Source organism: Photorhabdus sp. P32 (assembly GCF_038085095.1).
Taxonomy (GTDB): Bacteria; Pseudomonadota; Gammaproteobacteria; order Enterobacterales; family Enterobacteriaceae; genus Photorhabdus; species Photorhabdus luminescens.
Map to the genome: position 1 here is coordinate 1 of NZ_JAZGJN010000215.1, position 24,028 is coordinate 24,028.

The 24,028-nt window shown below is 40.3% G+C and carries 20 protein-coding genes; all 20 read left to right on the top strand.

Annotation, left to right across the window (positions count from 1 at the left end; all coding sequences use genetic code 11):
• Positions 1-242, top strand: a 242-nt coding sequence (locus V2H77_RS04780) for a hypothetical protein (protein ID WP_341497888.1), incomplete at its 5' end; no start/stop codon positions are given.
• A 369-nt stretch (positions 243-611) separates the two neighbouring features.
• Positions 612-1,061: a phage tail protein gene (locus tag V2H77_RS04785; protein ID WP_341497889.1), complete on the top strand. Its 450-nt coding sequence runs from the start codon at positions 612-614 to the stop codon at positions 1,059-1,061.
• A gap of 93 nt (positions 1,062-1,154) precedes the next feature.
• A complete protein-coding gene (locus V2H77_RS04790; protein WP_341497890.1) occupies positions 1,155-2,219 on the top strand; it encodes a phage tail sheath family protein in 1,065 nt (354 codons plus the stop codon).
• Positions 2,220-2,230: 11 nt separating this feature from the next.
• Positions 2,231-3,619, top strand: a complete 1,389-nt coding sequence (locus V2H77_RS04795) for a phage tail sheath family protein (protein WP_341497891.1) — start codon at positions 2,231-2,233, stop codon at positions 3,617-3,619.
• Positions 3,620-3,671: 52 nt separating this feature from the next.
• Positions 3,672-4,865, top strand: coding sequence for a phage tail sheath family protein (locus tag V2H77_RS04800; RefSeq protein WP_341497892.1), 1,194 nt, complete (start codon positions 3,672-3,674; stop codon positions 4,863-4,865).
• A gap of 13 nt (positions 4,866-4,878) precedes the next feature.
• Positions 4,879-5,337 carry a phage tail protein gene (locus V2H77_RS04805; protein WP_341497893.1) on the top strand — a complete coding sequence of 153 codons (459 nt, stop codon included), beginning with the start codon at positions 4,879-4,881 and terminating at the stop codon, positions 5,335-5,337.
• Positions 5,334-5,513, top strand: a complete 180-nt coding sequence (locus V2H77_RS04810; protein ID WP_341497894.1) for a DUF5908 family protein — start codon at positions 5,334-5,336, stop codon at positions 5,511-5,513. Before V2H77_RS04805 ends, V2H77_RS04810 begins: the two co-directional genes overlap by 4 nt.
• Complete coding sequence (locus V2H77_RS04815) at positions 5,500-6,183, top strand: CIS tube protein (protein WP_341497895.1); 684 nt, start codon at positions 5,500-5,502, stop codon at positions 6,181-6,183. The genes V2H77_RS04810 and V2H77_RS04815 overlap by 14 nt, the downstream gene beginning before the upstream one ends.
• Positions 6,180-7,802 (top strand): phage baseplate assembly protein V, encoded by a 1,623-nt coding sequence (locus V2H77_RS04820; protein ID WP_341497896.1) that lies wholly within the window; start codon positions 6,180-6,182, stop codon positions 7,800-7,802. The genes V2H77_RS04815 and V2H77_RS04820 overlap by 4 nt, the downstream gene beginning before the upstream one ends.
• Positions 7,799-8,242 (top strand): GPW/gp25 family protein, encoded by a 444-nt coding sequence (locus tag V2H77_RS04825; RefSeq protein WP_341497897.1) that lies wholly within the window; start codon positions 7,799-7,801, stop codon positions 8,240-8,242. Before V2H77_RS04820 ends, V2H77_RS04825 begins: the two co-directional genes overlap by 4 nt.
• Entirely contained in the window at positions 8,239-8,655 is a 417-nt protein-coding gene (locus V2H77_RS04830; RefSeq protein ID WP_341497898.1) for a hypothetical protein, read from the top strand. Before V2H77_RS04825 ends, V2H77_RS04830 begins: the two co-directional genes overlap by 4 nt.
• 38 nt (positions 8,656-8,693) lie before the next feature.
• Positions 8,694-11,405, top strand: coding sequence for a hypothetical protein (locus V2H77_RS04835; RefSeq protein ID WP_341497899.1), 2,712 nt, complete (start codon positions 8,694-8,696; stop codon positions 11,403-11,405).
• On the top strand, positions 11,405-14,281 hold the full coding sequence (locus V2H77_RS04840) for a hypothetical protein (protein ID WP_341497900.1): 2,877 nt from the start codon (positions 11,405-11,407) through the stop codon (positions 14,279-14,281). Before V2H77_RS04835 ends, V2H77_RS04840 begins: the two co-directional genes overlap by 1 nt.
• Before the next feature lie 357 nt (positions 14,282-14,638).
• On the top strand, positions 14,639-15,706 hold the full coding sequence (locus V2H77_RS04845; RefSeq protein ID WP_341497901.1) for a tail fiber protein: 1,068 nt from the start codon (positions 14,639-14,641) through the stop codon (positions 15,704-15,706).
• A 63-nt stretch (positions 15,707-15,769) separates the two neighbouring features.
• Complete coding sequence (locus V2H77_RS04850; RefSeq protein WP_341497902.1) at positions 15,770-17,599, top strand: contractile injection system tape measure protein; 1,830 nt, start codon at positions 15,770-15,772, stop codon at positions 17,597-17,599.
• Between the two features lie 9 nt (positions 17,600-17,608).
• Positions 17,609-19,690, top strand: coding sequence for an ATP-binding protein (locus tag V2H77_RS04855; protein ID WP_341497903.1), 2,082 nt, complete (start codon positions 17,609-17,611; stop codon positions 19,688-19,690).
• Between the two features lie 24 nt (positions 19,691-19,714).
• Positions 19,715-20,614, top strand: coding sequence for a DUF4255 domain-containing protein (locus tag V2H77_RS04860; protein WP_341497904.1), 900 nt, complete (start codon positions 19,715-19,717; stop codon positions 20,612-20,614).
• Positions 20,615-20,731: 117 nt separating this feature from the next.
• On the top strand, positions 20,732-21,304 hold the full coding sequence (locus V2H77_RS04865) for a DUF4765 family protein (RefSeq protein WP_341497905.1): 573 nt from the start codon (positions 20,732-20,734) through the stop codon (positions 21,302-21,304).
• A gap of 480 nt (positions 21,305-21,784) precedes the next feature.
• Positions 21,785-22,561, top strand: coding sequence for a hypothetical protein (locus tag V2H77_RS04870; RefSeq protein ID WP_341497906.1), 777 nt, complete (start codon positions 21,785-21,787; stop codon positions 22,559-22,561).
• A gap of 382 nt (positions 22,562-22,943) precedes the next feature.
• Positions 22,944-23,348 carry a hypothetical protein gene (locus V2H77_RS04875; RefSeq protein WP_341497907.1) on the top strand — a complete coding sequence of 135 codons (405 nt, stop codon included), beginning with the start codon at positions 22,944-22,946 and terminating at the stop codon, positions 23,346-23,348.
• Positions 23,349-24,028 lie beyond the last annotated feature (680 nt).

Sequence of the window (24,028 nt, forward strand, 5' to 3'; positions counted from 1 at the left end):
TTAAATTTATTAATAAATTTAATGATGTTGTTGTTAAGATTTGCTGTTGTACCGCGTTTATCATCGATAACTTTTTTGTAAAAGTGGGGGATGTAAAATGTACTTTAGCCGGGGAAAGACCCCTTTTACTGACTGAGGTCTTTTTAGTACAGGCAGCGATTTTTACTCTCTATATCATTGAGAGTGAAATAAAAAATTTAATGCTTAATAAAACAAGATCAGTATTAACCCCATCTTTTTAATAAAAAAATAAGATATTTTCACTGATATTAATTTATCATGAAAATTATAGAAAAATAAAACAAGATCACAGTTAAACAATAAAATGAATTAAATGACCTTAATTGACAAAATTATAAAACCCTACTATACAAATTAATGTAATGATTACCAATATTACTAATTGATACTTTACCTAAATTCCCATTGTCTATAACGCTTTTATTTCAAAAAAAGTAATTTAAGCTATTATAGAAAAAATTCTCAAATATAAATAATAACCTCTATAAATCAGGCTATTGCGGTAGCTATGTTCATAAATCAGTACCAATAAAAAAGTCAAAACCGTTTCTCTCTCTTTTTAATGTAAATAATATACAAAGGAAAAAATCATGGCTATAACTCCTGAACAAATCGCTGTTGACTATCCTATTCCTGCTTATCGGTTTATTGTTTCGATTGGCGATGAAAAAATCCCATTTAATAGCGTTTCTGGGCTTGATGTTAATTATGATGTTATTGAATACAAAGATGGCATTGGTAATTATTACAAAATGCCGGGGCAACGTCAGGCGATCAAAGTTACCCTCCGCAAAGGAGTATTCGCCGGTGATACGAAACTTTTTGACTGGATTAACTCCATTCAGCTTAACCAAGTTGAAAAAAAAGATATTTCTATTAGCTTAACCAATGAAGCAGGTACTGAAATTTTAATGTCTTGGAGCGTAGCAAATGCCTTTCCAACCTCATTAACCTCCCCTTCTTTTGATGCCGCCAGTAATGAAATTGCAATTCAGGAAATCACCCTGACAGCCGATCGAGTGACAATTCAAGCAGCCTAATCAGGCTGCCAATACGCCGACAAATAATCATCACAATGTATGACTCATCATTCTGCAATTCACGCAGAATATCACCTAATAATTGGAGGCAATATGCCAACGATACCAACCTATCCCGGCGTTTATATTGAAGAAGACGCTTCACTCGCACTCTCAGTCAGCTCGGGTGCAACAGCAGTGCCTGTTTTTGCCGTTGCGAATGACAATTCATTTTTACCCAAAGATGCCCCAGTCCGTATTAGTAACTGGCTGGATTATTTGACACTAAAAGGTGAGCAATTTGATCCTAAAAATATCGTTGATGTTTCACTGCGAGCCTATTTTATTAACGGCGGGGGATATGGCTATCTCATCAGAACTCAAGATTTAGAAAAACAGGTCCCAGTACTTGACAATGTGACATTACTGGTTGCCGCCGGAGAAACCATCAACAATGCCGTCAGCACACTTTGCCAACCGGGCAAAGGCTTATTTGCCATTTTTGATGGCCCAACGACCGCGTTAAAATCTGATGGCACATCCCGAGATAATTATGATCAAAACCCGTTCGCCGCCGTTTATTATCCCTGGCTAACGGCAGATTGGGCAACCAATACTCTCATTCCCCCAAGCGCCGCCATTGCCGGTATCTATTGCTCGGTTGATCGCTCCCGTGGCGTTTGGAAAGCACCCGCGAATGTCGTGTTACAAGGTGGGATGAAGCCGATATTTAAAGTTACCGATGATTTGCAGGGCGTCTATAACACCGGCAAAGCGATTAATATCATCCGCGAATTTCCGAATACTGGCGCCACAGTCTGGGGCGCTCGCACACTTGATGACAGTGATAACTGGCGCTATATCCCAGTTCGTCGCCTGTTTAACAGCGCAGAACGAGATATTAAAAACACCATGAGTTTCGCGGTCTTTGAGCCTAACAGCCAACCCACCTGGAAAGCCGTCCACCGGGCTATCAATAACTATCTCTATTCTCTCTGGCAACAAGGCGGACTGATGGGCGACAAAGCCGAACAAGCTTATTTTGTCCAAATCGGCAAAGGCATCACCATGACCGATGATGATATCAAACAAGGCAAAATGATTGTCAAAGTGGGTCTGGCAGCGGTTCGTCCAGCCGAGTTCATTATCTTGCAGTTCACGCAGGACATCGCACAATAATTGGAGGCAGCATGCCAACAACACCAACCTATCCCGGCGTCTATATTGAAGAAGATGCATCACTGGCGCTTTCTGTTAGTCAAGGAAATACCGCAATCCCGGTTTTCATTGGCCGTTTCTCACCTAAAAAAACCAGCACAACGCCACAAGCGACACGCGTTAGTAGCTGGCTGGATTTCACTCATTTATTTAATGTAGGTTGTATTACTTCAATAACAATCAAATCAACTGCGCCTACTCCACCGCCGCCGCCTCCTGAAAAAACGGATAACAATGCAAAAGTTGCCGCCATGACCGATATCGCTCCTGATGCAGACGATACCGGTACAGATTACACTTACGGGGTGACGGTCGGTACTTACACAACAAGCAGCGATGCTTTAAGACTTTATTTTCAGAACGGCGGCGGGCCCTGTTATATCCTACCCATTGCTAATACCGAAGATAGTACCACTCTGGCATTAATCCCCGAATTAATTAAGCAGGCTTTAGAAATCACCTTGATAGTTTGCCCTGAACAGGATTCTAGCTACCAAAGTCAAATATATAACAGCCTCACACCTTCATTACTGAATGCAGGCTACTTCCTGATCGCTGACAATCAGAATAAAACAACCGCCATCAGCGCTAATGTCGCATCACAAACTGCCACTTATTATCCTGCGGTGAGAGTCTCACAGCTTATTCAACCGGAAGAGAACTCGATAACCGTTTCAGGCTATGAAGATGCAACAACAAAACCGGATGTAGTCAAAAATCTGACGCAACTCAAAGAGAAGAACAAAAATGTCTACCAGCAGGCGGTTAATGCAATAAAGAACACAATAACATCCAATGGCAACATCATTCCTGCCAGCGCAGTGATGGCAGGCGTGTATTGTGCCACTGACGCCAGCCGCGGCGTCTGGAAAGCACCGGCAAATGTCGTACTTAGCGGGATTAGTGATGTGGCTGAACGGCTTACTGACGATGAACAAGGGGAGATGAATTCGAAAGGCATCAATGCTATTCGCTATTTCAGCCACAAAGGTTTTGTCGTGTGGGGCGCACGTACTCTGCAAAATAATGACAACTGGCGTTACATCCCGGTTCGTCGCTTATTTAATAGTGCAGAACGGGACATCAAAAAAGCCATGCAGTTCGCCGTCTTTGAACCCAATAGCCAACCCACTTGGGAACGAGTCCGGGCCGCCATTGACAACTATCTCCATCAACTCTGGCAACAAGGAGCACTAGCGGGAAACAAATCGCAGGAAGCCTATTTTGTTCAAATTGGCAAAGGTATCACCATGTCCGATGACGATATTAAACAAGGGAAGATGATCGTCAAAATTGGCATGGCGGCGGTACGCCCGGCTGAATTTATTATTCTCCAGTTTACCCAAAATGTAGCACAGTAACTTACTGAGGCGCGGCTCACCGCGCCTTTTTCAAACATTGAGGAGACGATCAATGGAGATAAACCAACCGGGTGTCACCGTAACCGAAAACCTGATCTCCCAGAAACAGAATAATCAATTTATTGGCATACCGGTTTTTATTGGCTATACCCTGCCTCCTATCAACAAAAACAGCAGCGATAAAACCGTCGTTAAATTAAATAGCCTGACCGATTTTACCCGGTCATTTGATGCATCAGGCTTAACGTACTATTCCGTGCGCCACTTTTTCGAAAACGAGGGTCAGCAAGCCTATGTGCTGTCAGTAGGTTCTCACAAACCCTTAGAAAACTTTTCGTCCTTGATTAAAGCACTACAACAGGATTGGGTGAAACAAGCTCTCGCTACAGAGAGCGAAATCACGCTAATTATTACTCCTGATACTATTCGCTTCAACCAGGCAAATGATCCCGATGCAAAATTAGATCTTTGGTTACAGTTTTGGCAATCCGTACTTAACCTTTGTAAGAGCCGGCGCGGCATCATGGGATTGTTAGATGCTCCAGATGACCCGGTACTGGCCGCCAAATGTTTAGCACAGTTTTCTTCCAATGATCGACAATGGGGCGCCATATATTGGCCGGGAATTAACAGTACCTATAAAGAAAACGGCCAACCTATTGTGCTTTCACCTACTGCGGCAGTGGCTGCCGTCATTCAGCGTAATGATAACCAGATGGCCGTCTGGCATGCGCCCGCGAACGTCGCATTAGCTAAAGTGGTAAGTCCAGTACGCTCTTATATTGAAGCCGATGCGCTCTTTAATCGGGATGGCGCCTCATTGAATCTGGTTCGCAGCTTCCCCGGCAAAGGCATTAAAATCTGGGGTTGTCGCACGCTGGAAAACACCCCCGGCTCTCCCTGGCGCTATATCCAAACCCGCCGTCTGGTTTCCTATATTGAAGCGCAGATGACCCAACTGGGCAGGGCTTTTGTCTTCGAGCCGAATAACGCCATCACCTGGATGAAGTTTAAAGGTCAAGCTTATAACTGGCTGCGTCAGTTATGGCTAAAAGGCGGACTGAGGGGCACCCAGGAAGATCAAGCATTTGAAGTCCTACTCGGCATTGATGAATCGATGAGCGAAGCAGATCTGCGAGCCGGGAAAATGATCATCAAGATCAAACTAGCCCTGTTAATTCCAGCGGAATTTATCGAGCTGAGTCTGACATTTGATACCCGTACCGGCGTCCCCCCGTTAAGTTAAACAGAGACAAAACATGAACAACCTCTACACCCCATCGGTGTCACACCGTTTTATCGCCAGTTTCCTGTTTAACAATATTCCTAGCCCACTGGATATTGCTTTTCAGCGTATATCAGGTCTCAGCCGTGAACTGCAAACCACCCAACACAGCCAAGGTGGGGAAAACGCCCGCAATACCTGGCTGGTGGAGAAGATCCAGCATGGCAGTTTGGTACTGGAACGCGGCGTGATGACAGTTACCCCACTGACTTTAGTCTTTGATCGCATCCTGCGTGGCGAAAAAGCGGTTTATGCCGATGTTGTCATCATGTTACTGAATGAAAATGCGTTACCGGCGGCAAGCTGGACATTAAGTAATGCCTTACCGGTTCGCTGGTCTACAAGTGACTTTGACGCCAATAGCAATGCCATTTTGGTGAACTCATTGGAACTACGTTATCAGGATATGCGCTGGTTAGGAGTGAAAATATGACTGTAGAAATTAAGGAACTGATTATTCGAGTCAAAGTTACCGACTCTGCGAACAATCCCTCCCCTTCACGGACGTTAACTCAGGAAACTCTGGATAATGCTCGCCTGATTGAGATAGTGAAACGGGAAGTATTAGACGCATTACGTGAAGCAGGAGGTCACTATGAGCTTAATTGAACGTAGCCTATCCAGACTCACTCTCACCGCTTTCAAAGACCGGGAAGGTAAAGTCTCGGTAGGCAGTTTACAAGCCATGTATAACCCCGACGCCATCCAACTCGATTATCAGACTCGCTATCAACAAGACGAAAGCATTAACAGCGCCAGTCAAAGCAACCGCTATGTGTTATCGCAACCCGCGGGCCTGTCATTAGTCTTATTATTTGATGCCGCTATGCCCGGCAATAACACCCCGGTAGAAACCCAACTGGAGACGCTGAAATCCCTGTGTGCAGTTGATGCCAGCACTAACGTTCCTCACTTTCTTAAAATCAAATGGGGCAAAATGCGCTGGGAAAACAAAGGCTATTTTGCCTGCCGAGCTAGCGGCCTTGCCATTAATTACACCCTATTTGATCGTGATGCGACTCCGTTACGAGCTAGCGCCACCTTATCCTTAGTCGCAGACGAAAGCCTGGTTATTCAAGCCACCGAGCACCAATTAAAATCGCCCCCCGTTACCGCAGTCAGCGTAACCGATATGATCTCCCTGCCCTTGATCGCTTTAGGCGCCGGAGCCTCTCTGGCTGGCGGCATTGATTATCTCTCTCTCGCCTGGCAAAACGACCTGGATAATCTCGATGACTTCACTCCCGGTCAAACACTGCAAGCGCAGGGGGATGCATGAAGATACCCGCAATAACCATTAAAATAGATGGAAAAACACTCAATCAATTCTCTGTCATCACGTTTACGGTCAACCACCACATCAATGGTATCCCTTCGGCCAACATCACTTTAAATATAGCCGGTGATGCCAGCCAAATTTTTAGCGCCAAGGCGCAAGCTGAACTGGCAAACTGCCGTCCAAATCATGAACTTATCGTCCAGATACAAAAAACGGTATTGTTTAAGGGGAGCATTGTTCGGCAAACGCTTAAGTTAAAGGGGCAAGACAGCCTAATTACCCTGACAGCCAAGCATCCGCTACAAAAACTCACTCATGGCCTCCATTCGCAACTATTCAGTCAACAGAGTGATGAGGCGATTATCAGAAAGTTATGCAGTCAAATAGGTATAACCGCAACGATAAAACAAGCGCCTCAACTTAAAACGGTGCATGAGCAAATGGTGCAATTCCGTTGCAACGACTGGGCCTTTTTAAAAAATCGACTGCTTGCCACGAATACCTGGCTGCTGCCCGGTAACGGGACGGTCACGCTAATTACGCCGAAAGCGCTTAATCAATCAACCGTGCATACTGTTCGTCAACAAGCCAACGATCAAGACATTGTGCTGTTTGAAGCGAATCTACAATGGGATAACCAACATAGCCCCAAAACGGTAAGCGTACACTCCTGGGACATTAGCCAACAAAAACTGTCTCAGGCCATTCAAGCAAAAAACAGCGGCCTTGGTGGTGGTCAACTTGCCACAGATGGCCTGTCAGATCTGACCAACCAAGAGTGGCAATGGACTTTCAGCTACCCGCTGGATAATGAACAAGCCAGACATCTTGCTCAAGGCATTATGGACAACCGGCGAAGTCATAATATATCCGGCGATATTGAAGTTGAGGGAGATAATCGTTATCAACCGGGAGATGTTCTGGCGTTAAGCGGCTTTGGTCAGGGGATGGATGGTCAAGCCATTATCACCGGCGTCAGTCAAACCCTCTCTCAGCGACAAGGCTGGCGTACCCGGTTAACACTCGGCTTATTGCCGGAAACGGAGCATGTTGTACCGCAAGTAAAAGAGCTACACATCGGCGTTGTGGAAAAATACCGGCAAGACCACCAATCATTAGACCGTATTCCGGTCAAAATACCAGCCCTAAATTTAACTAATGGCGTACTTTTCGCTCGCTTGGGTAAACCCTACGCCAGTCATGAAAGTGGATTTTGCTTCTATCCTGAACCGGGGGATGAGGTGATTGTCGGCTTTTTTGAATGTGATCCCCGTTTCCCGGTGATATTAGGTTCTATGCACAACCCGAAAAATAAATCCCCGCTAGAGCCAAGCGAAAAAAATCCGGTAAAAACGTTGGTCATCAAACAAGAGAATAATCAGCAAGCATTAGCCTTCGATAATCAAAATAAAACCCTCACATTGAATAGCGGAGAAAATACCGTATCTCTGCAACAGGAGAAAGATATCACGCTGAATTCAAAGAAGAATCTCATTACTCATGGGGAAAATATTAAAATAGAGGCTAAAAAATCCCTATCCGTATCCGCCGCAGGAAAATCTGGCGTTGATATTAAAGGGGCCAAAATTAACCTAACACAGTACAAGGCAATAAGATGACAAATAAAATATTGACCGATATTTATGGTCGCGGCTGGGCATTTCCACCACAGTTTTTTATCAATGATAACAAGCCTGAAATACAATCTGGCGTCATCATGGCGGAAGGAGCAGAAAATGTCCGCCAGAGTGTAAATATTCTTTTTCTCACTGAACCCGGTGAACGGATTATGCGTGAAGACTATGGCTGTGGTCTGAATGATTACCTGTTTACCAATATCAGTGATGAATTGATGGCGGAAATTAAAACCCGCATTGAAGAACGGATATTGCGCTATGAACCAAGAGCGGAAATTACCGAGATTCAAGTAAACCAGAGAACAAACTTACCCAATACCCTACATGTTCAGGTCACTTACGCTCTGAGGGGCAGCGACATCAGCCAACAGATTGAAGGCATCCTTGAGGTTAACGAAGGCTGGGTACGGGTGAACCTATGAGTAAACAATTGGTGGTTGATGGCGACAGCCTGCTATTCGAACCGTTATTTGGCAACCGGCAAGTTACCATCCTGGGGCCGGCGACCATTCGAGGCAGCGGACACGCCAAAATCCAGGACAAAAAAATCGTTATTACGGGTGATGAAAAAAAAGTACAGCTTCAAGCACAATATATTACCCCTAGCCACCCAGTACCCGGTAAGGGAATCGTCACCATTGCTCAATTAAATGCCAGCCAGCAAGTAAACTTTTGCCTCACTCCTGCCACGGTGATTATTGTCGGGCAACAATTTATCGCCCGTTTTACCCCGACGCAACCCGCTAATAATCCATCAACGGGTCCAGATGTGACAACACCGAGTATGGGAAAAGGCCGTTTTATTGCCAGTCAACATACTGTCAGTGCCGGATAAATAACGCCCTTAATCTTTAAAAAACAGGTGGTATAACTATGGGACAGACTGAGTTAAATAATAAACTCTCTGCTATTGTGCCGGATACTGCATTTAAACTTGATGAAAGAAGCACGCTAGATATTTTAAATTGGCTTAAACAATACGCTGAAATAATCCCTTTCGATCAAGATAAAAAACAGTTCTGGAACCATTTCTACTTTATTCAGGAAAATACGCCTCAGCAATTAGCCGATCTTTACCAACAGATTAATCAAGCAGATGGTCTTTTACCAGCGCATCAAGCTTTTGTTTTGGCTTTTTTAAAACTACTAGAAACAGCCAAAATATTACTCAATACCTTTCCGGCTCGGCATTGTGATCTCTATTACCGCCAGCTACTGGGCTTAAAACCCAGAAGCGCGCAAGCGGATCAAGTCGCCATCGGCATCATCTTAAATACCGATAGCCCAGAATCTCTGATAGCGCGGGGCACGCTGTTTGATGCGGGACAAGACAGCGCCGGCAATCCGCTACAATATGCCTCAGAGTCGGATTTACTGGCGAACCAAGGGATGCTGACCGATCTGCGTTGGTATCGGAAAGATAACAATGGCTGGCAATCAGCAATACTGCTGAATCTCTCAGATAACATTGCATTACCTGAAAACGGTATTCAGCTTTTTAGCCCAACGACCAATGATGCCCCAGTTCTGGCCGGCTATCTGATCACCTCACCGCTGTTTGCTCTGTCAGCAGGAGAGCGAACAATTACAGTCACACTGGCAAGCGAATGGGCGGGTGATCCTGCTCATATCACCGCTAATATTAGTGCCAAAAATCATTGGCTTTCCTTGTCAGTAAAACTTACCAACAAAACCACTATTGAACTTGGATTATCAGCCACTGATTCCCCTGTCACTCCTCCTGATGGTCTGAATAATATGACGTTTGGTATACCGGTATTAAAGTTAGCCACCGCTCAGGAACCGACTCTGCCTGAAATTACCGCTATTAAAATCACGATCAATGGCAACCAAAACATACTCTATGCTTCTGATGGCGGGATTGAACAAACAGACAAAACCAGCTTCCCCTTTGGTCAATTTCCACTGTTGGGTTCCGGCTTTAATTTGGTTGCCCCAGAATGGTACGGCTCTGAGAATGCAACACTTACCTTTACTCCCCAATGGGTAGGCTTGCCTACAGAGAATTTTTCAACATGGTATGGAAAATATAATCCTAAACCAACTAATAATAGCGTATTTAAAGCACAAGGTTATTTAGTCACTCCTCAAAAGAGAGAAAAACTTAACGCAGCGCAATCATTATTCAGTGGAAATAACTCACCACAAGGACAAAGCCTGACTTTTACCCTACCAGCAATGAATTACTTGCCGGTAGACAGCCCATCCCCCAACGACTGGCCTGCATCGGTACGTATAGAATTGGCTGAACAAGATTTTATGCACACCCAATATTGGCAAGATCCGACAGGTAAAAATTTACCCTATACCCCGCAAATCAGTGCATTACAAATCACATTCAGCACTCCGGTGAAAACTGAGCAATACACCGTTTATCCTCTCACCCCTTTTGGTTGGGGAAAGGCGGGAACAAAAACGCCTTCATTGCACAACAATGCATTCTATTTGGGTTTTACCAATGTATTACCGGGACAAACTTTATCCTTGTACTGGCAATTAGAAGGCTTTAAGTCGCTCGATTTATCCTGGTATTATCTCAACCAGAACAACACCTGGAGCAAATTGGATAAGTTAGTTGACGATCAAACTCATCACCTGTTTGACCGGGGTCTCTGGCGTACCTTATTGCCACAGGATGCATCGAATCAAGCCTCTGTTATGCCAACAGGACGCTATTGGCTGAAAGCAGAGGTGGTACTAACAACAACCAACGAAACTAAGCCGCCAGATTACCCACGCATTAAAGGTTTGTTGTATAACGCCACCACGGCAACCTTAGTTAACACAACAACCGTTGAACCGGAGCACTTCACCAACGGATTGGCTGCGGACAACATTCAACAGCCGGTCAACACATCCGATACCATTAGCAGCGTCACACAGCCTTGGGCTTCCTGGAACGGTCGTCCACCAGAAACCGAACAAGCCTTCTTGCAACGCATCCCTACTCGGTTGTCTCACCGTAATCGGGTACTGAGTTGGGGAAATATCGTTACCTTATTGAAAGAGCAATATATCAGCTTGTTTGATGTCAAATACCCTTCTGCCAGTGAATTGACCAAAATCCCGGCGCCGGAAAAACAACAAGTAATCGTGATCCCTAATAGTCGTTACAAAGATAACGATGACATACTACGCCCAGAATTGAACTCAGCCCAGTTAGCAGAAATGGAAGAATGGATAAAACAACGCAGTAGCCCCTGGGCAACCATTGAAATTAACAATCCCACCTACATTGACGTCAAAGTGGATTATCAAGTGGTATTTATCCCCGGTATCAATCCCGACTACGGCCATCATCAGCTACAACAGGAACTTAGCCGACAATATATGCCGTGGGGAGAAAACCCGACTATCGGCGTCACAACCGGTAACCGGATTGATTACTACCAGTTGTTATCCACGATTCAGCAATTCCCGCTAGTGGAACGAGTCACCGACTTAAGCATGGCAATAACCAACCGCATCAAGGATGACACCAATAAAAATATAGAAGCGGCTGATAATGAGGTACTCATTTCAATTTGGTCAGGCAGTACTTATCCCAACCAAGGAGCTAATTAATGAATAATCAGGATGCTCTATTTCCCATTGTTAAAAATGACATTACCTTTGATACCCTACTCACTCAAGCTAAGGCGATTATTGAACAACAATCCGGCCAATGCTGGAGTGATATGGGAGAAAGTGATCCCGGCATCACCTTATTAGAAGCCTGTTGTTATGGCGCCTCCGATCTGGCCTATCGCCATTCACTGCCACTCAAAGATCTCCTTACTCCTAAACAAGAGGAACAGACGCCGGGTGACGGCATTTTTCCACAAGAGTTTGGCCCACAGCAAATGCTGACCTGTGGCCCGATTACCGCTGAGGATTATCGGCGGGCTTTATTGGATTTGCATAGCTATGACCTGACCGGTGTTAAAAACCAAGGTTATTTTCTCTTTAACGATGTCCTATTGATTCGTGAACCTGACGATAAACGCTATACATATTGGTATAACAAAGAAAAACGCGAATACAGCTTTAAAAATTCTGGATCAGATACTCCATTAACCCTAAAAGGAAATTACTGGCTCTATTTGCTCCCTAACCGAGAAACTGAAAATAATAAAGAGTTAGCTCAAAATGAGCTAAAAGCCTTTCTAAAAGACCACCGTAACTTGGGAGAATCCGTCAGTAACATCATCTGGCTACAACCTACTGATTTCCTTTTGCAAATTGATATTGAACTTAACGATAATATCAAAGATATCGCTGATACCTTCGCCCAAATTTATATGACAGCGGAACAAATGGTACTTGAACAACCATTACGTTATACCACTCAGGCAATGAAAGAAATGGGTTACAATAATGAAGAGATCTTTGCCGGCCCCTATTTACATCACGGTTGGATACCTACATTACCTCAAATCAAGAATTACGCCAGCACCACTATATTAAACTTAAGCCATTTAGTTAATCGGTTATTGGCTATCAAAGGCGTACAAAGTATTACTAAGCTAACATTAGATAGTCACAATGAAACCATTACACCATTATCCGGCGATAATTGGTCTTGGACAATTGCTCAAGGATATTACCCCAGATTATGGGGAAGAGATCCATTAAACCTTATTACCTCGTCAGACAGCCCACTGACTATTACCGCCAAAGGTGGCATTACCTTTGCCGTTTCTAAACAACAAATAGAAGAAAAAATAGTTACAGAACCACTGATTAATACACAGCCCGAATTATTAAATTGGGGCAAACATCGTAAGGTTCTCGATTACTACCCGGTGAGCAATAAATTACCCGCCTGCTACGGATTACAAACTTATGCCAATACTCAACAGCAGATGCAACTGCATCAATTTATCCTGCCTTTTGAACAGATGCTGGCTAACGGCTGCGCTGAACTTAACCTGTTGCCGAAATTATTGGCCTTTAAACAACGGGGAAATACGGTATATGGCGCACAATGGCCTTTTAAAGCTAATACCGTTAATCAACAAGTGCATCAAAAAATCATGCCTGATTTAATCAACAAGTTAAATAACGATTCACAAATCAATAATGACAATGGTATTCATATACAAAACTACACAAAAGAACTTGCTATCCTTGAATATCTACTAGGCTATTTTGGGACTCATCGTGCCGCCAGACCACTCACCCTAGACACATTAGACTTTCTCTCTACTCAGCGCGGATATTTGGCTCAACAGCCGGAATTAACTTATCAACGTAATAATATCCGTATTGATAAAATATCGGCACTGCAAAAACGTATCTCAGCCCAGCTAGGTTTGGGTGGAGAATGTTTTAAAGAAAAACCGCAACTAGATAAGCTTCCTTTCTATTTAATTGAGCATCGTCAACTTTTACCAGTAAAACCCGATGCGAAATTCGACAGCAAACAACAGCCCGACGGCCTGGAAATTAAAAATGTTCCTGATTCCAAAAGCCATCAATTGATCATTACCCAAAAAGGAACGGCAGGCCAGTTATTACCTGGTCAAGTGATTAACCTGATTATTATTGAGGGTGACCGAGAGTTCACATTGCGGGGCCAAATGATCACAGAAGCGTTAGGAGATACCTTCTCCCTTAATACCCGTAACAACACTAATCTGGAATACAATCTCAATAGAGTGCAACAAGCATTTAAGGATAATAAACTTCGCTGGCAAAATAGCCCTGTGTGGATGGAAGATATGGATTATCAACTAGTCTATGCCAATGAAGTACATCAAAAGGATGAACGCTGGATCACTTCCAGCCCCCAAAGCCCCTTCCCCGCCATGATAAAAATAGGTGATGAAATTACCCTGAAATATAAAATTACCCCTTACAACACACCGCAAAAAACATTAGTCAATACGGAGACTTTGTCTGATTATGAACTTAAAGCTACCATCATAAAATTCGATCGCATTAAAAGATTGATATTACTTAAAATAAATTCAGATTCAAAAGATGACTTTCCATCAAAGGATACATGGCGTTATCGTTGGTATTTTTCCAGTGCAAAATATGCCCATACCGATCGTTTTTCATTTGTGGTCAGTGTTGTTGTTAATCACCAGCTAATTGACAGTAAAACCATCGACCCTTATAAATTGGAATATTGGGTGAAAGCCGAAATATTAGATGAATTCCCAGCACATATTTCTATGATTATTCACTGGCTATCACCGGAACATTTCAAAGATTTCGCTAATACCTATAAGCGGTGGCAAAATAATGGCGCGCCCTTAGGAGACGAATCGTACCATATTTTAGAAACTTTAACCTTGGGACGTCTGCCTTCTGCATTAACTGGTATCGACAGTATGCGCATTGCTACACCAGAACAACGAATTGAAGTGGTGGGTGAATCTGGAAAAGAGTGGAATACAGAAGTTATCATCAGTAACGAGTTATTGTATGTACCGCCAGATATTTTAGAATAACAAATCAAGTAAGTACTTATTTTAACAAAGAGAATAAAAAATCGACTTGAAATACACAATCTCTGTCTAAAAAATACAGATAAAAATTAATTCACATAAACAATAAAATAATTAACACAGTAATAAACATTTATACCCTATGGATTTCAAGATGCATCGCGACGGCAAGGGAGCGAATCCCCGGGAGCATAGATAACTATGTGATCGGGGTGAGTGAGCGCAGCCAACAAAGAGGCAATTTGAAAGATAACGGGTATATTCCATTATTAAACAAACCATCCTTTGCATTACTATTTTATTATGCATCAATATCAAAGGATATTAAAAAACAACTCAATATTATATATGGTAATAGAAATGGAAAAAAAACATAATATACCCAATATAGAAAACGCTGATATTGCATCAAAAGGCCCAACAACAGATGAATTAAAAAATCGTTTTAAAGCTGGCAGCATTCCACTACAGACCGATTATTCCGATTTAATTGATATTGCTGATATTGGCCGCAAAGCAACCGGACAAGCTCCCGGTCAACCTGATAATCCCACATCAGCTCTGGAATTAGATGGTACTGGTTGGCTAATGGTAAAAGTTGATCCTACAGGCGGCCTAAAACGGGATATAAAAGGATTAAGCGTAAAACTCCAAGACGCAAGCTTAGTCGCTGATGATAAAGGATTAAAGGTCAATTATGGTAGGGGATTGTACCATAATGAAGGTAAACTTGAAGTCGACAATCATGACGGTATTGAAATCGTTAGTGAAGGTGTCAAAGTTAAGGCCGGTGATGGGATTAATGTTGATGGGAATGGGGTCTCTGTAAAAAAAGGTAATGGTATCAATGTGGACCAAAATGGTGTCAGTATTGATCCAAACAAGGTACTGCCCAGAGGGGTTATTGTGATGTTTTCTGGTGATAGTGCTCCTACTGGATGGGCTTTTTGTGATGGAACTAACGGTACACCGGATTTAAGAAGTCGTTTTGTGATGTGTGGAGATGATTTTTCTGATAAAGGAAACAGCGGCAATAAAGCCAGTGGTAGCGGAAGTGGAAAAAACTATTCCAGAGATACCACATTAGAAAAAGTTGACGTAACGGTCACCGTGCAAAACACAACATTAACAGTCGATCAAATACCTAGTCACAAACATACTGAAGGTATGGCATATTCTGGAGATAAAGGAGTACAGCATGGTTCTATAAATACTCCCCAAAATAAATATCAAATAAACGTTAACGATCCCTCACCAGTATGGGTAAAGTATGGATCTCAATCCCCACAAGATTTTCATTTCTACACATCAAGCATAGGAGGAGGACAAGGACATAATCACCAAGCAACAGCATCATCATCTTCACATGATCATAGTATTGATGTAGTTCCGCCTTATTATTTATTAGCTTTTATCATGAAACTTTAGTTCAATTCCACTCAGACAGAGTCAGATATTTAACTACTTTGTTATCACAACGGAGATATTAATATGTCCAGGGAGCTAAATCTATTAGACCGGATTATCATTACGATTGAAGCTAATAACTTACAGGCAGCTAAAAAAGTATTGCATGACTCCCTATTAAATAAAGCAGACATACATAAATTACTGAATTCATTCTTTAACGAAAGAATTATTAACCAAAATATCCATTTAAAAACATTAACCCTGGATCTGGGTGAAATAAGCCTAAATAATTTTGATGCACAATTTCCGATTCTATTTAATGCTGCTTTTAGTCAAGCATTGGGTCGATATCAAACAGATAATAAGGAACAATCAGCTCCACAAAAATTCACTAATAACATTCAATTGTCGAACAATATCTATCCAATCAATATTGAGGAATTTATTTATGATTTATATCAAATAGATTCCTCATCTAATCCAATGGAGAACATAGCAAATAATAAAATTACCAATAGCAATATTCAACAACTCATTAATCAATTAACCAAAATAGATAGCAACTTAACATTACTATTAGCCAAAATCTGTTTATCCGAACGGAGCCTGCAACGGCTTTTGGCTATTGAACAACCTGATTTATTCGGTACTATTAGTCTCAAATTATCTGAAAAAATCAATAAACAACAATATAAAGAGAAGTTTACCTCACCTGTACAATTGATACTCCACTCGTTAGAATATATACAACGAAATAATATCCAGAATATTCCTAAGCCCGACACCAAAGTTATATTACGCATCGCAGCGAGATCAAAGAATATAGAACTTAATTCTAAATCCATTATTGAATTATTTCGCCAGGCTGTAATAGCTAACAACTCTTCACTAAATGAATGGCTGGAACAACTTTGGCAAATAGAATCAATTTCACAATTATGTCAAAAACATCTCTCTGATCAGGAGTACCAGAAGTTAGTCAATTGCTTTAGCTATACAAACCAACCTGAAAAAGAACCATCTTCACAACAAAAAATCTCGGCTAATATGATATTGACTGAAATATTACAGTTATTATCCACTGAACATCAGCAAAATTTACTGGCATTAAATCAACATCAACTCTCATTAATCGCTACAGCCATTCAACAAAGAGAGATTGAAATAGATAATATCCTCCAATTATTTAACCATCCTGCATTAGATAACAAGACAGGTACAAATTGGTTAAGCTCGTTATGGCAATTAACTCCTGTTGCGCAGCTATGCAAAGCACATTTTACCATTGAGGAATATCAATATCTATCGCAACGATTTATGCCGGAGCATACGGATAAAAATACATTTGATAAACAACCAACCATTCACAAGTCACCTATTAAACCGATTTTATCATCTCATTGCCCTACACCAAACACAGTTAATAATGCCGGAATATTAATTCTATGGCCGATGTTACCGGTTCTATTTAGTCAGCTTAGTTTACTCAAAGCACAAAAATTTATCCACCGACAGGCCCAGTTTAATGCTGCCGATTCCCTTGATTATCTGATTTGGGGAACAGAAGAGACCCAAGCAGAAAGAAATAAATTAAATTACATTCTCTGCGGATTAACAGTTAATGAAAACAGTAAATCAATGCCCATTGAGCCAGAAAAACAGTTGATAATAGAACAAAGATTAGATGCTATTATCGCTCAACTTCCTGGCTGGAAAAAATTAAGTCGCAATGACGCTCGTCAACTATTTTTACAACGACCGGGTGAACTATTGATAAATAAGCAAGAAACAAAAATCACCATCCAGATTGAGCCATTTGATGCACTATTAGCTGATTGGCCCTGGCCACTAAATATCGCCAAACTACCCTGGTTGGATCACCCTTTATTAATCGACTGGCAAAATATTTAAAAGGTTTGTATGAATTTCCCACTGATCAATAACCACAATAGAATAGCAGAGTTATTTTGGATTTATCCCGATCTGGAACGTATCGATCTGCTATTACAGCGTTACTATTACCAAAAAATAGATTGGTACAATTCTCTGCCGGAGAGTTTTTTACTGACCGAAGAGGAAATAGAACAACATTTGGCAACACCATTAGGTATGCCTCATTGGCTAAAACAGCATGAAATTATCAGTCATGAGGAAATAGAGAATATCTCTACTTCCGGCACGTTATCGCTGTTAATTGAACGTTTTGAATTGACTGAATTTGAGCGTGATGTCTTATTATTAGGTTTATTACCCCATTTTGACGACCGTTATCATGCATTATTCGCTGCTCTAAATGGCAACAGTAAAAAACAGTGGCCCAGTTTTGCTTTAGCAATTGAACTATTTAGCCAACACCAAAGTGATAGACAATTACTGCAAAACAACTTTCTGCCGCAAACACCATTAATCCATAATCATCTGTTACGGCTCAATAACCACGAAGAACCTATTTGGTTACAAACCCAGTTTTTAACTCATAGCGCTGTCTGGCATTTCTTATCAGGTCAACAAGTTGTTTTACCGCCCCTGACAACCTGCGCTTATTGGAATACTCCTACCTCGCAAATTTGGTATCCACCAATTCTTTATCATGCACTTAAAAAGATATTATTAAACGAAGCTGACGAAATCCGTCCATTAGTGATACTCAGAGGAAAACCGGACAGTGCCAGAGAATTAGCGGTAAATAACATTATGGCATTGCATAATATCAGTACCTTAACGCTTGATTTAGCCCGGTTGCCAGACGACGAAAACTCAACGAAAATAACTAATTTACTGATAGATGCAGTACGGGAAGCCCGATTACATGATGCCTGTTTATTAATTCGTAATTTTTCTTTACTGACAGAGGAAAATAAAATAGGGAGAAACGAATTATCTACTCTATTGAATCAACCCCAATTAAAAGTTATTTGCCTGATAGCAACGGGAGAGCCATTAATATGGATTAAACATTTATCAATGGTACAAATTGATATGCCCCCCCTCACGCTGACAGATAAAAAAACGATGCTAGAAACAAACTTGCCGGGTAATATCACGCAAAAAATTAATATAGCTCAATTATGTCAACGTTTTTCATTTACCGCAGAAACATTACCACTCATTGTTGAAGAAGCACATCAATATCAACGACTGCGACAACCAGAAAGTCAGCTAGCAGAAATCGATCTGTGTAAAGCATTAAGTTTCCGCGCCCAACAGAATTTCGGCAAACTGGCTCAACGAATGACCCCAAAGCGCAGTTTTAAGGATTTAGTGATTTCCGATGGATTAGCGCAACAATTAAAAGAGATTATCGCCGCAATTAATTACCGTGATCAGATTCTAAGTGCCGGTTTTCAGGAAAAAGTCGGTTATGGCACCGGTATTAGCGCACTATTTTACGGTGAATCAGGAACCGGAAAAACAATGGCCGCAGAAGTGATTGCCGGGTATCTTGGCGTTGATTTAATTAAAGTGGATCTCTCTACCGTAGTGAACAAATATATTGGCGAAACGGAAAAAAACATCTCACGCATTTTCGATTTAGCCGAGGCGGATTCCGGGGTGCTATTTTTCGACGAAGCCGATGCCCTATTTGGCAAACGCAGTGAAACCAAAGATGCCCAAGACAGACATGCCAATATTGAAGTTTCTTATTTATTGCAACGATTAGAAAATTATCCGGGATTAGTGATTTTAGCCACCAATAATCGTAGCCATCTCGATAGCGCATTTAACCGCCGATTTACCTTTATTACCCGTTTTACTTATCCCGATGAAACATTACGCAAAAAAATGTGGCAAATCATTTGGCCCGAACAATTTAAATTATCCGATGAAATTGATTTTACCCATCTGGCTAAACGGGCTGATTTAACAGGCGCAAATATCAGAAATATTGCGTTATTATCATCGATATTAGCTGCGGACGATAACAATGGACAAATCGCAAATAGACATATAGAACGAGCCGTAATACTTGAATTAAATAAAACCGGCCGATTGGCTTTCTAAATATTCAGTGGGATTGGAGTCAATATGACAACGATAATTGCTTCTGACAATATCATTATTGAAGTGAATAAAGCATTAAATGCCATTTTATCTCAATATTTACAGATTCCAGGTTCACAAATCGATATTCGTTTTGATCTACCGGAAATTAATTCAACTCAATCAGAACCAACAGTGAGTGTATTTCTCTACGATATACATGAAGATCTACAATTACGCTCCGCCGAACCAAGACGCTATTCTCCTGTCACCAGTACCTTATTACCGGGATGGGTCAATATCAATTGTAACTATTTAATTACCTACTGGGAGCCGAATAAACCAGCAAACGACGGCGCCAACCCGGACAGTCAACCAGATAATCAAGCGGCACAAGTTATGACCCGCGTATTAAGAGCATTAATTAATAACCGACAATTAACTGGCCTTCCCGGTGCCTATACGCGCGTTATTCCACAACAGGAGAATTTAAACAGCCTGGGTAATTTTTGGCAGGCTCTCGGTAATCGTCCACGACTCTCATTATTATATTCAATTACCGTCCCGATGAAACTTGGAGATATTGGAGACAACGTAATACCAATCAGCAAAACATCTGCTTCTATAGATCAAAAACCCAATCTGGATAATTCACAAATCACTCAAGCTTTGGAAAATAAATTATGCGTCGATTTAGGTGGCACAGAAGATATTCGTCTTGCTTTGGCTAAAGTCAATCTAACCACTGAACCTGCTACAGATAATAATAGTCAGGAAAATGAAAATATTATTCTTGAGATTTCAGGTATTACCTACTCAACTTATTTACCTAAAATAAAAGAGATTCTTTTATCATGGGAAAATAGTCATCAAGCCGTTGTTAAGGTGAATGGGATAGGTATTATTGTTACTAAGCAGAATTCTGATAAGTTAATTGGAGTCTAAAAATTACCATTGAATAAATCATCCATATGAAAATAAAAATTTATAGAAAGTAATGATATCTTTATTAATTGATAATTTCATATAAAAACACTTTTTGTTAATCATTGAGGAATAATTATGCCTAAATATATAATGGATGAAACTAATAAGAAATTACTAAAAGACAATTCACAAGTACTTTTAGCTTATAATCAACTATCTGAGGATGATGATAATTATGATTCAGATGGAGATGAGGATGGTCCATTACCAGATGAGATAACTTCTGGTCAATTTAAAACATTAGCATATCGTGTAGTCGCTAAAGCGATTAAAGAAGCAATAGACCCAGAAGCATCTTTCATTTTATATCGTGGAGTAAGCAGCAAAATAGCCTTGGATATGTATCAAAATAGTAGCGCAGGAGGAGAAACTGCCAATACCAATACCCCACCTCCCACGACAGAAAACGCTCGCCAACAAGTAGGAAAAGGCGCATATTTGCCAGAGTTCTCGGTAGATGAAGAGGTATTTAATCGTTTCTCAAGGAACAGATATGGGATCATCGTTAAAATAAAGTCAAAATATTTATCTCTAGGTAGCAAAAGTGAATCAGGTTTTGTTGCAAATAAAGATGCTCCTATTGAAGTTTTAAAAATATATGATAGAACGTTTGGCAAGCCAGAAAAAAACTTACCAAATGCATCGTGAATGACGTATTAAGGATACTATCGTTTCACCAGGCAAGAAAGGAAATACCATTAAAGGATCATCAACTCACTCAAAAAACAGTTGCTATAGCGTTCTTTTGCCGATATAGCGTTGATTTTTTCAATCATTATCAGCTAATGTCTGATAAACCACTAATTATAGATGAGTTTAACTTTTGACGGATTATATTTTTACTGCTTTCTTGATATGAAAAATAATCTGTGCTAAAAGAAGAATATCTGGCGCGCCAGTAAACCAGTAAACCAGTAAACCAGTAAACCAGTAAAAGAGTTCAATAAAAAATAAATGGGAGGGTATTTATCAATAAATTCAATGATTCTAATAACCACATTGTATTAATTTACATTCAAAGATTCGAAAATATATCTATTTTATATTGACAATCAAATATCAACAACACATTAATAAAAATATTATTCATTCCTAATATTTTTATTAAAAGAGTCAAAGGATAATAATATGTTTCTTTCAATCAGTAAAAAAGATGACCAAAGAACAAACAACGAAGAATCAGAAAATATAGAAACAGGCAACCATCTAGAAATAAACCCTGCAAATAAACAGGATACCGAATCAAACGGTGTCACTATAGACACGATTAAAGCAGGCACTCATCTGTACAAGACAACAGCTATCGAAGATTTTTTAAATAACGCGAAAACACTGGGTATAGCAGAATATCAGCAACGACATTTAAAGCCAGAACTCAAAGAAGAATCACAGTGGGCTGGTCAATACTTAGCATTAGAAAAAAGTTCTGATGAATACAAAAATGATGCTCCAGAAAGCTACAACAGATTACGGGAAAATGCAGGAGAAGAACCATTGGAAAAAGGAAAAGTAGTAACAGTATTCTCATACACATTTGAAGTAACGAAAGACATCAAAATTCTCAAACCAGACAGCAATTCTGATGCTTACTATTCAGGTGAGTCAACAGGCTGGGAAAAAGCAGATGCAATTAGGAGGTCTGTGCAAACTCAATCCCAAAAAAATCCTCATCTATTTTCTGAATTAACAAACCTAGAGGAACACAATTTTCTCCTACAAGAATTAGGTAAAAAAGGCTATGCATGGATGGGACCACTTCATGAAAAGGAAGATCAAGCGAAAGAATATTCATATGAACTTGCAATCAGCCCTGAATTATTAAGCGATAGCCTTAGCCTAGTGTCGCAAGATCAAATAGGTACTTACAAGCTGAACAAATATGGCGCTTGGGAGGAAACGACTTAAAGAATAAAAACACAACTATCAATATATCATGATAAAATACTTCAACACCGCATAATTTATGCATGCTGTACCACGCTAAATACTCTATAATAATGTGACGAACAGCGATTTTTTTATCCGCCAAGATCTTAATACTAAAAATAAACACTAAATCTACTTTTTCTATAATAGAAAATAACAGAAAAAATTCTTTTCCTTTATGCCAAAATAAGAATTTCAGCTTAAATAGTCAATTTTATATATCCTAATCACTATATCTCTTTAATGAACTTATACGCTCTTAATTAATCAGACCGAAGAGGGACAAAAATAACTTGCATAAAACAACTTCTTTTGGTAGTTATAATTGAGAATACTAATGTCAATAATGAGGACAAACTGAATGACTAAATTAATCCTTACTCTGTCTATTATCCTTGGTCTTACAGGGTGTGTTTCACAGAAACAACCACTTTCTCTTGATTATATTGCAGGTAATGAAACATTTCATTTATCCAAACCTTGTATAGAACAAGCTCTTCCTGTAGGAGAAGTCGGTGATGATTTAGCTGTGAATACCAATAACATTTTTATTAAGGTTAAGAAAGGACTGAATTGTAGTGACCGGTTCAAACTTTTTCTAGCAAGAAACTTAGGGAAAGAGTTGTTTATTTACTTTGACGGTAAGCCAGTCATAAAAACCAGACTTGTTTCTATGATTCATCCAGAAGAAGGCTTCTATCAAGCAGTAGAATCGAAATCATTGTCAGATGGAATTCTTAGATCTTTGAATTATCGGAAAATGTGAAGCTAACAAAAGGGCAGTGCTGAGTAACCAGAATTGTCTTATTTTAACTGGAACACTAATTCATATTCCTCTAATGACTCAAAGCATATAGTGAACTCATGAAGAAAACTTTATCTTTTATAAAATACATAATAGCGGCTTTTGTGATTTTCATTATAACGATGAAAATCATAGATATAATAACTCCGACCAGCTTTATCACATCATTTGCCAGTTTTTGGGGAATATATGGTATTGAGAGTGAACTGTAAAAAATATATGAAAAAGAAGATAAAATAGAATTGATAAATAAAATCCGGCCATTAAGTAGCCTATACATTATTCTGTGTAATTTCCCAGATTCATTCTTTATAGCAAAAAATAGCAAATAAAATATCCCTATAGGAATAAGCAGTTAATAACCATACCAATAACTTTCATTGAGTCGTTGTTGTAAATATAATATTTTCTCGTTTTTTATTTCCTAGTATTTTATTATTTAGGCGCTTATATTAATTCATTCGGTAAAGATTTGCCTGAGGAAATCTGAGACAATGTTTTTTGTAACTTGGTAGAAATACTATACCTTGATAATGAGTGGTAATGACTAACTGATAAGACAGAGAAACAGATTGTGGCAAAGAAAGAAAAACGGCCTCACCATGATGCATTATTCAAGCATTTTTTAACCCAGCCTGAAA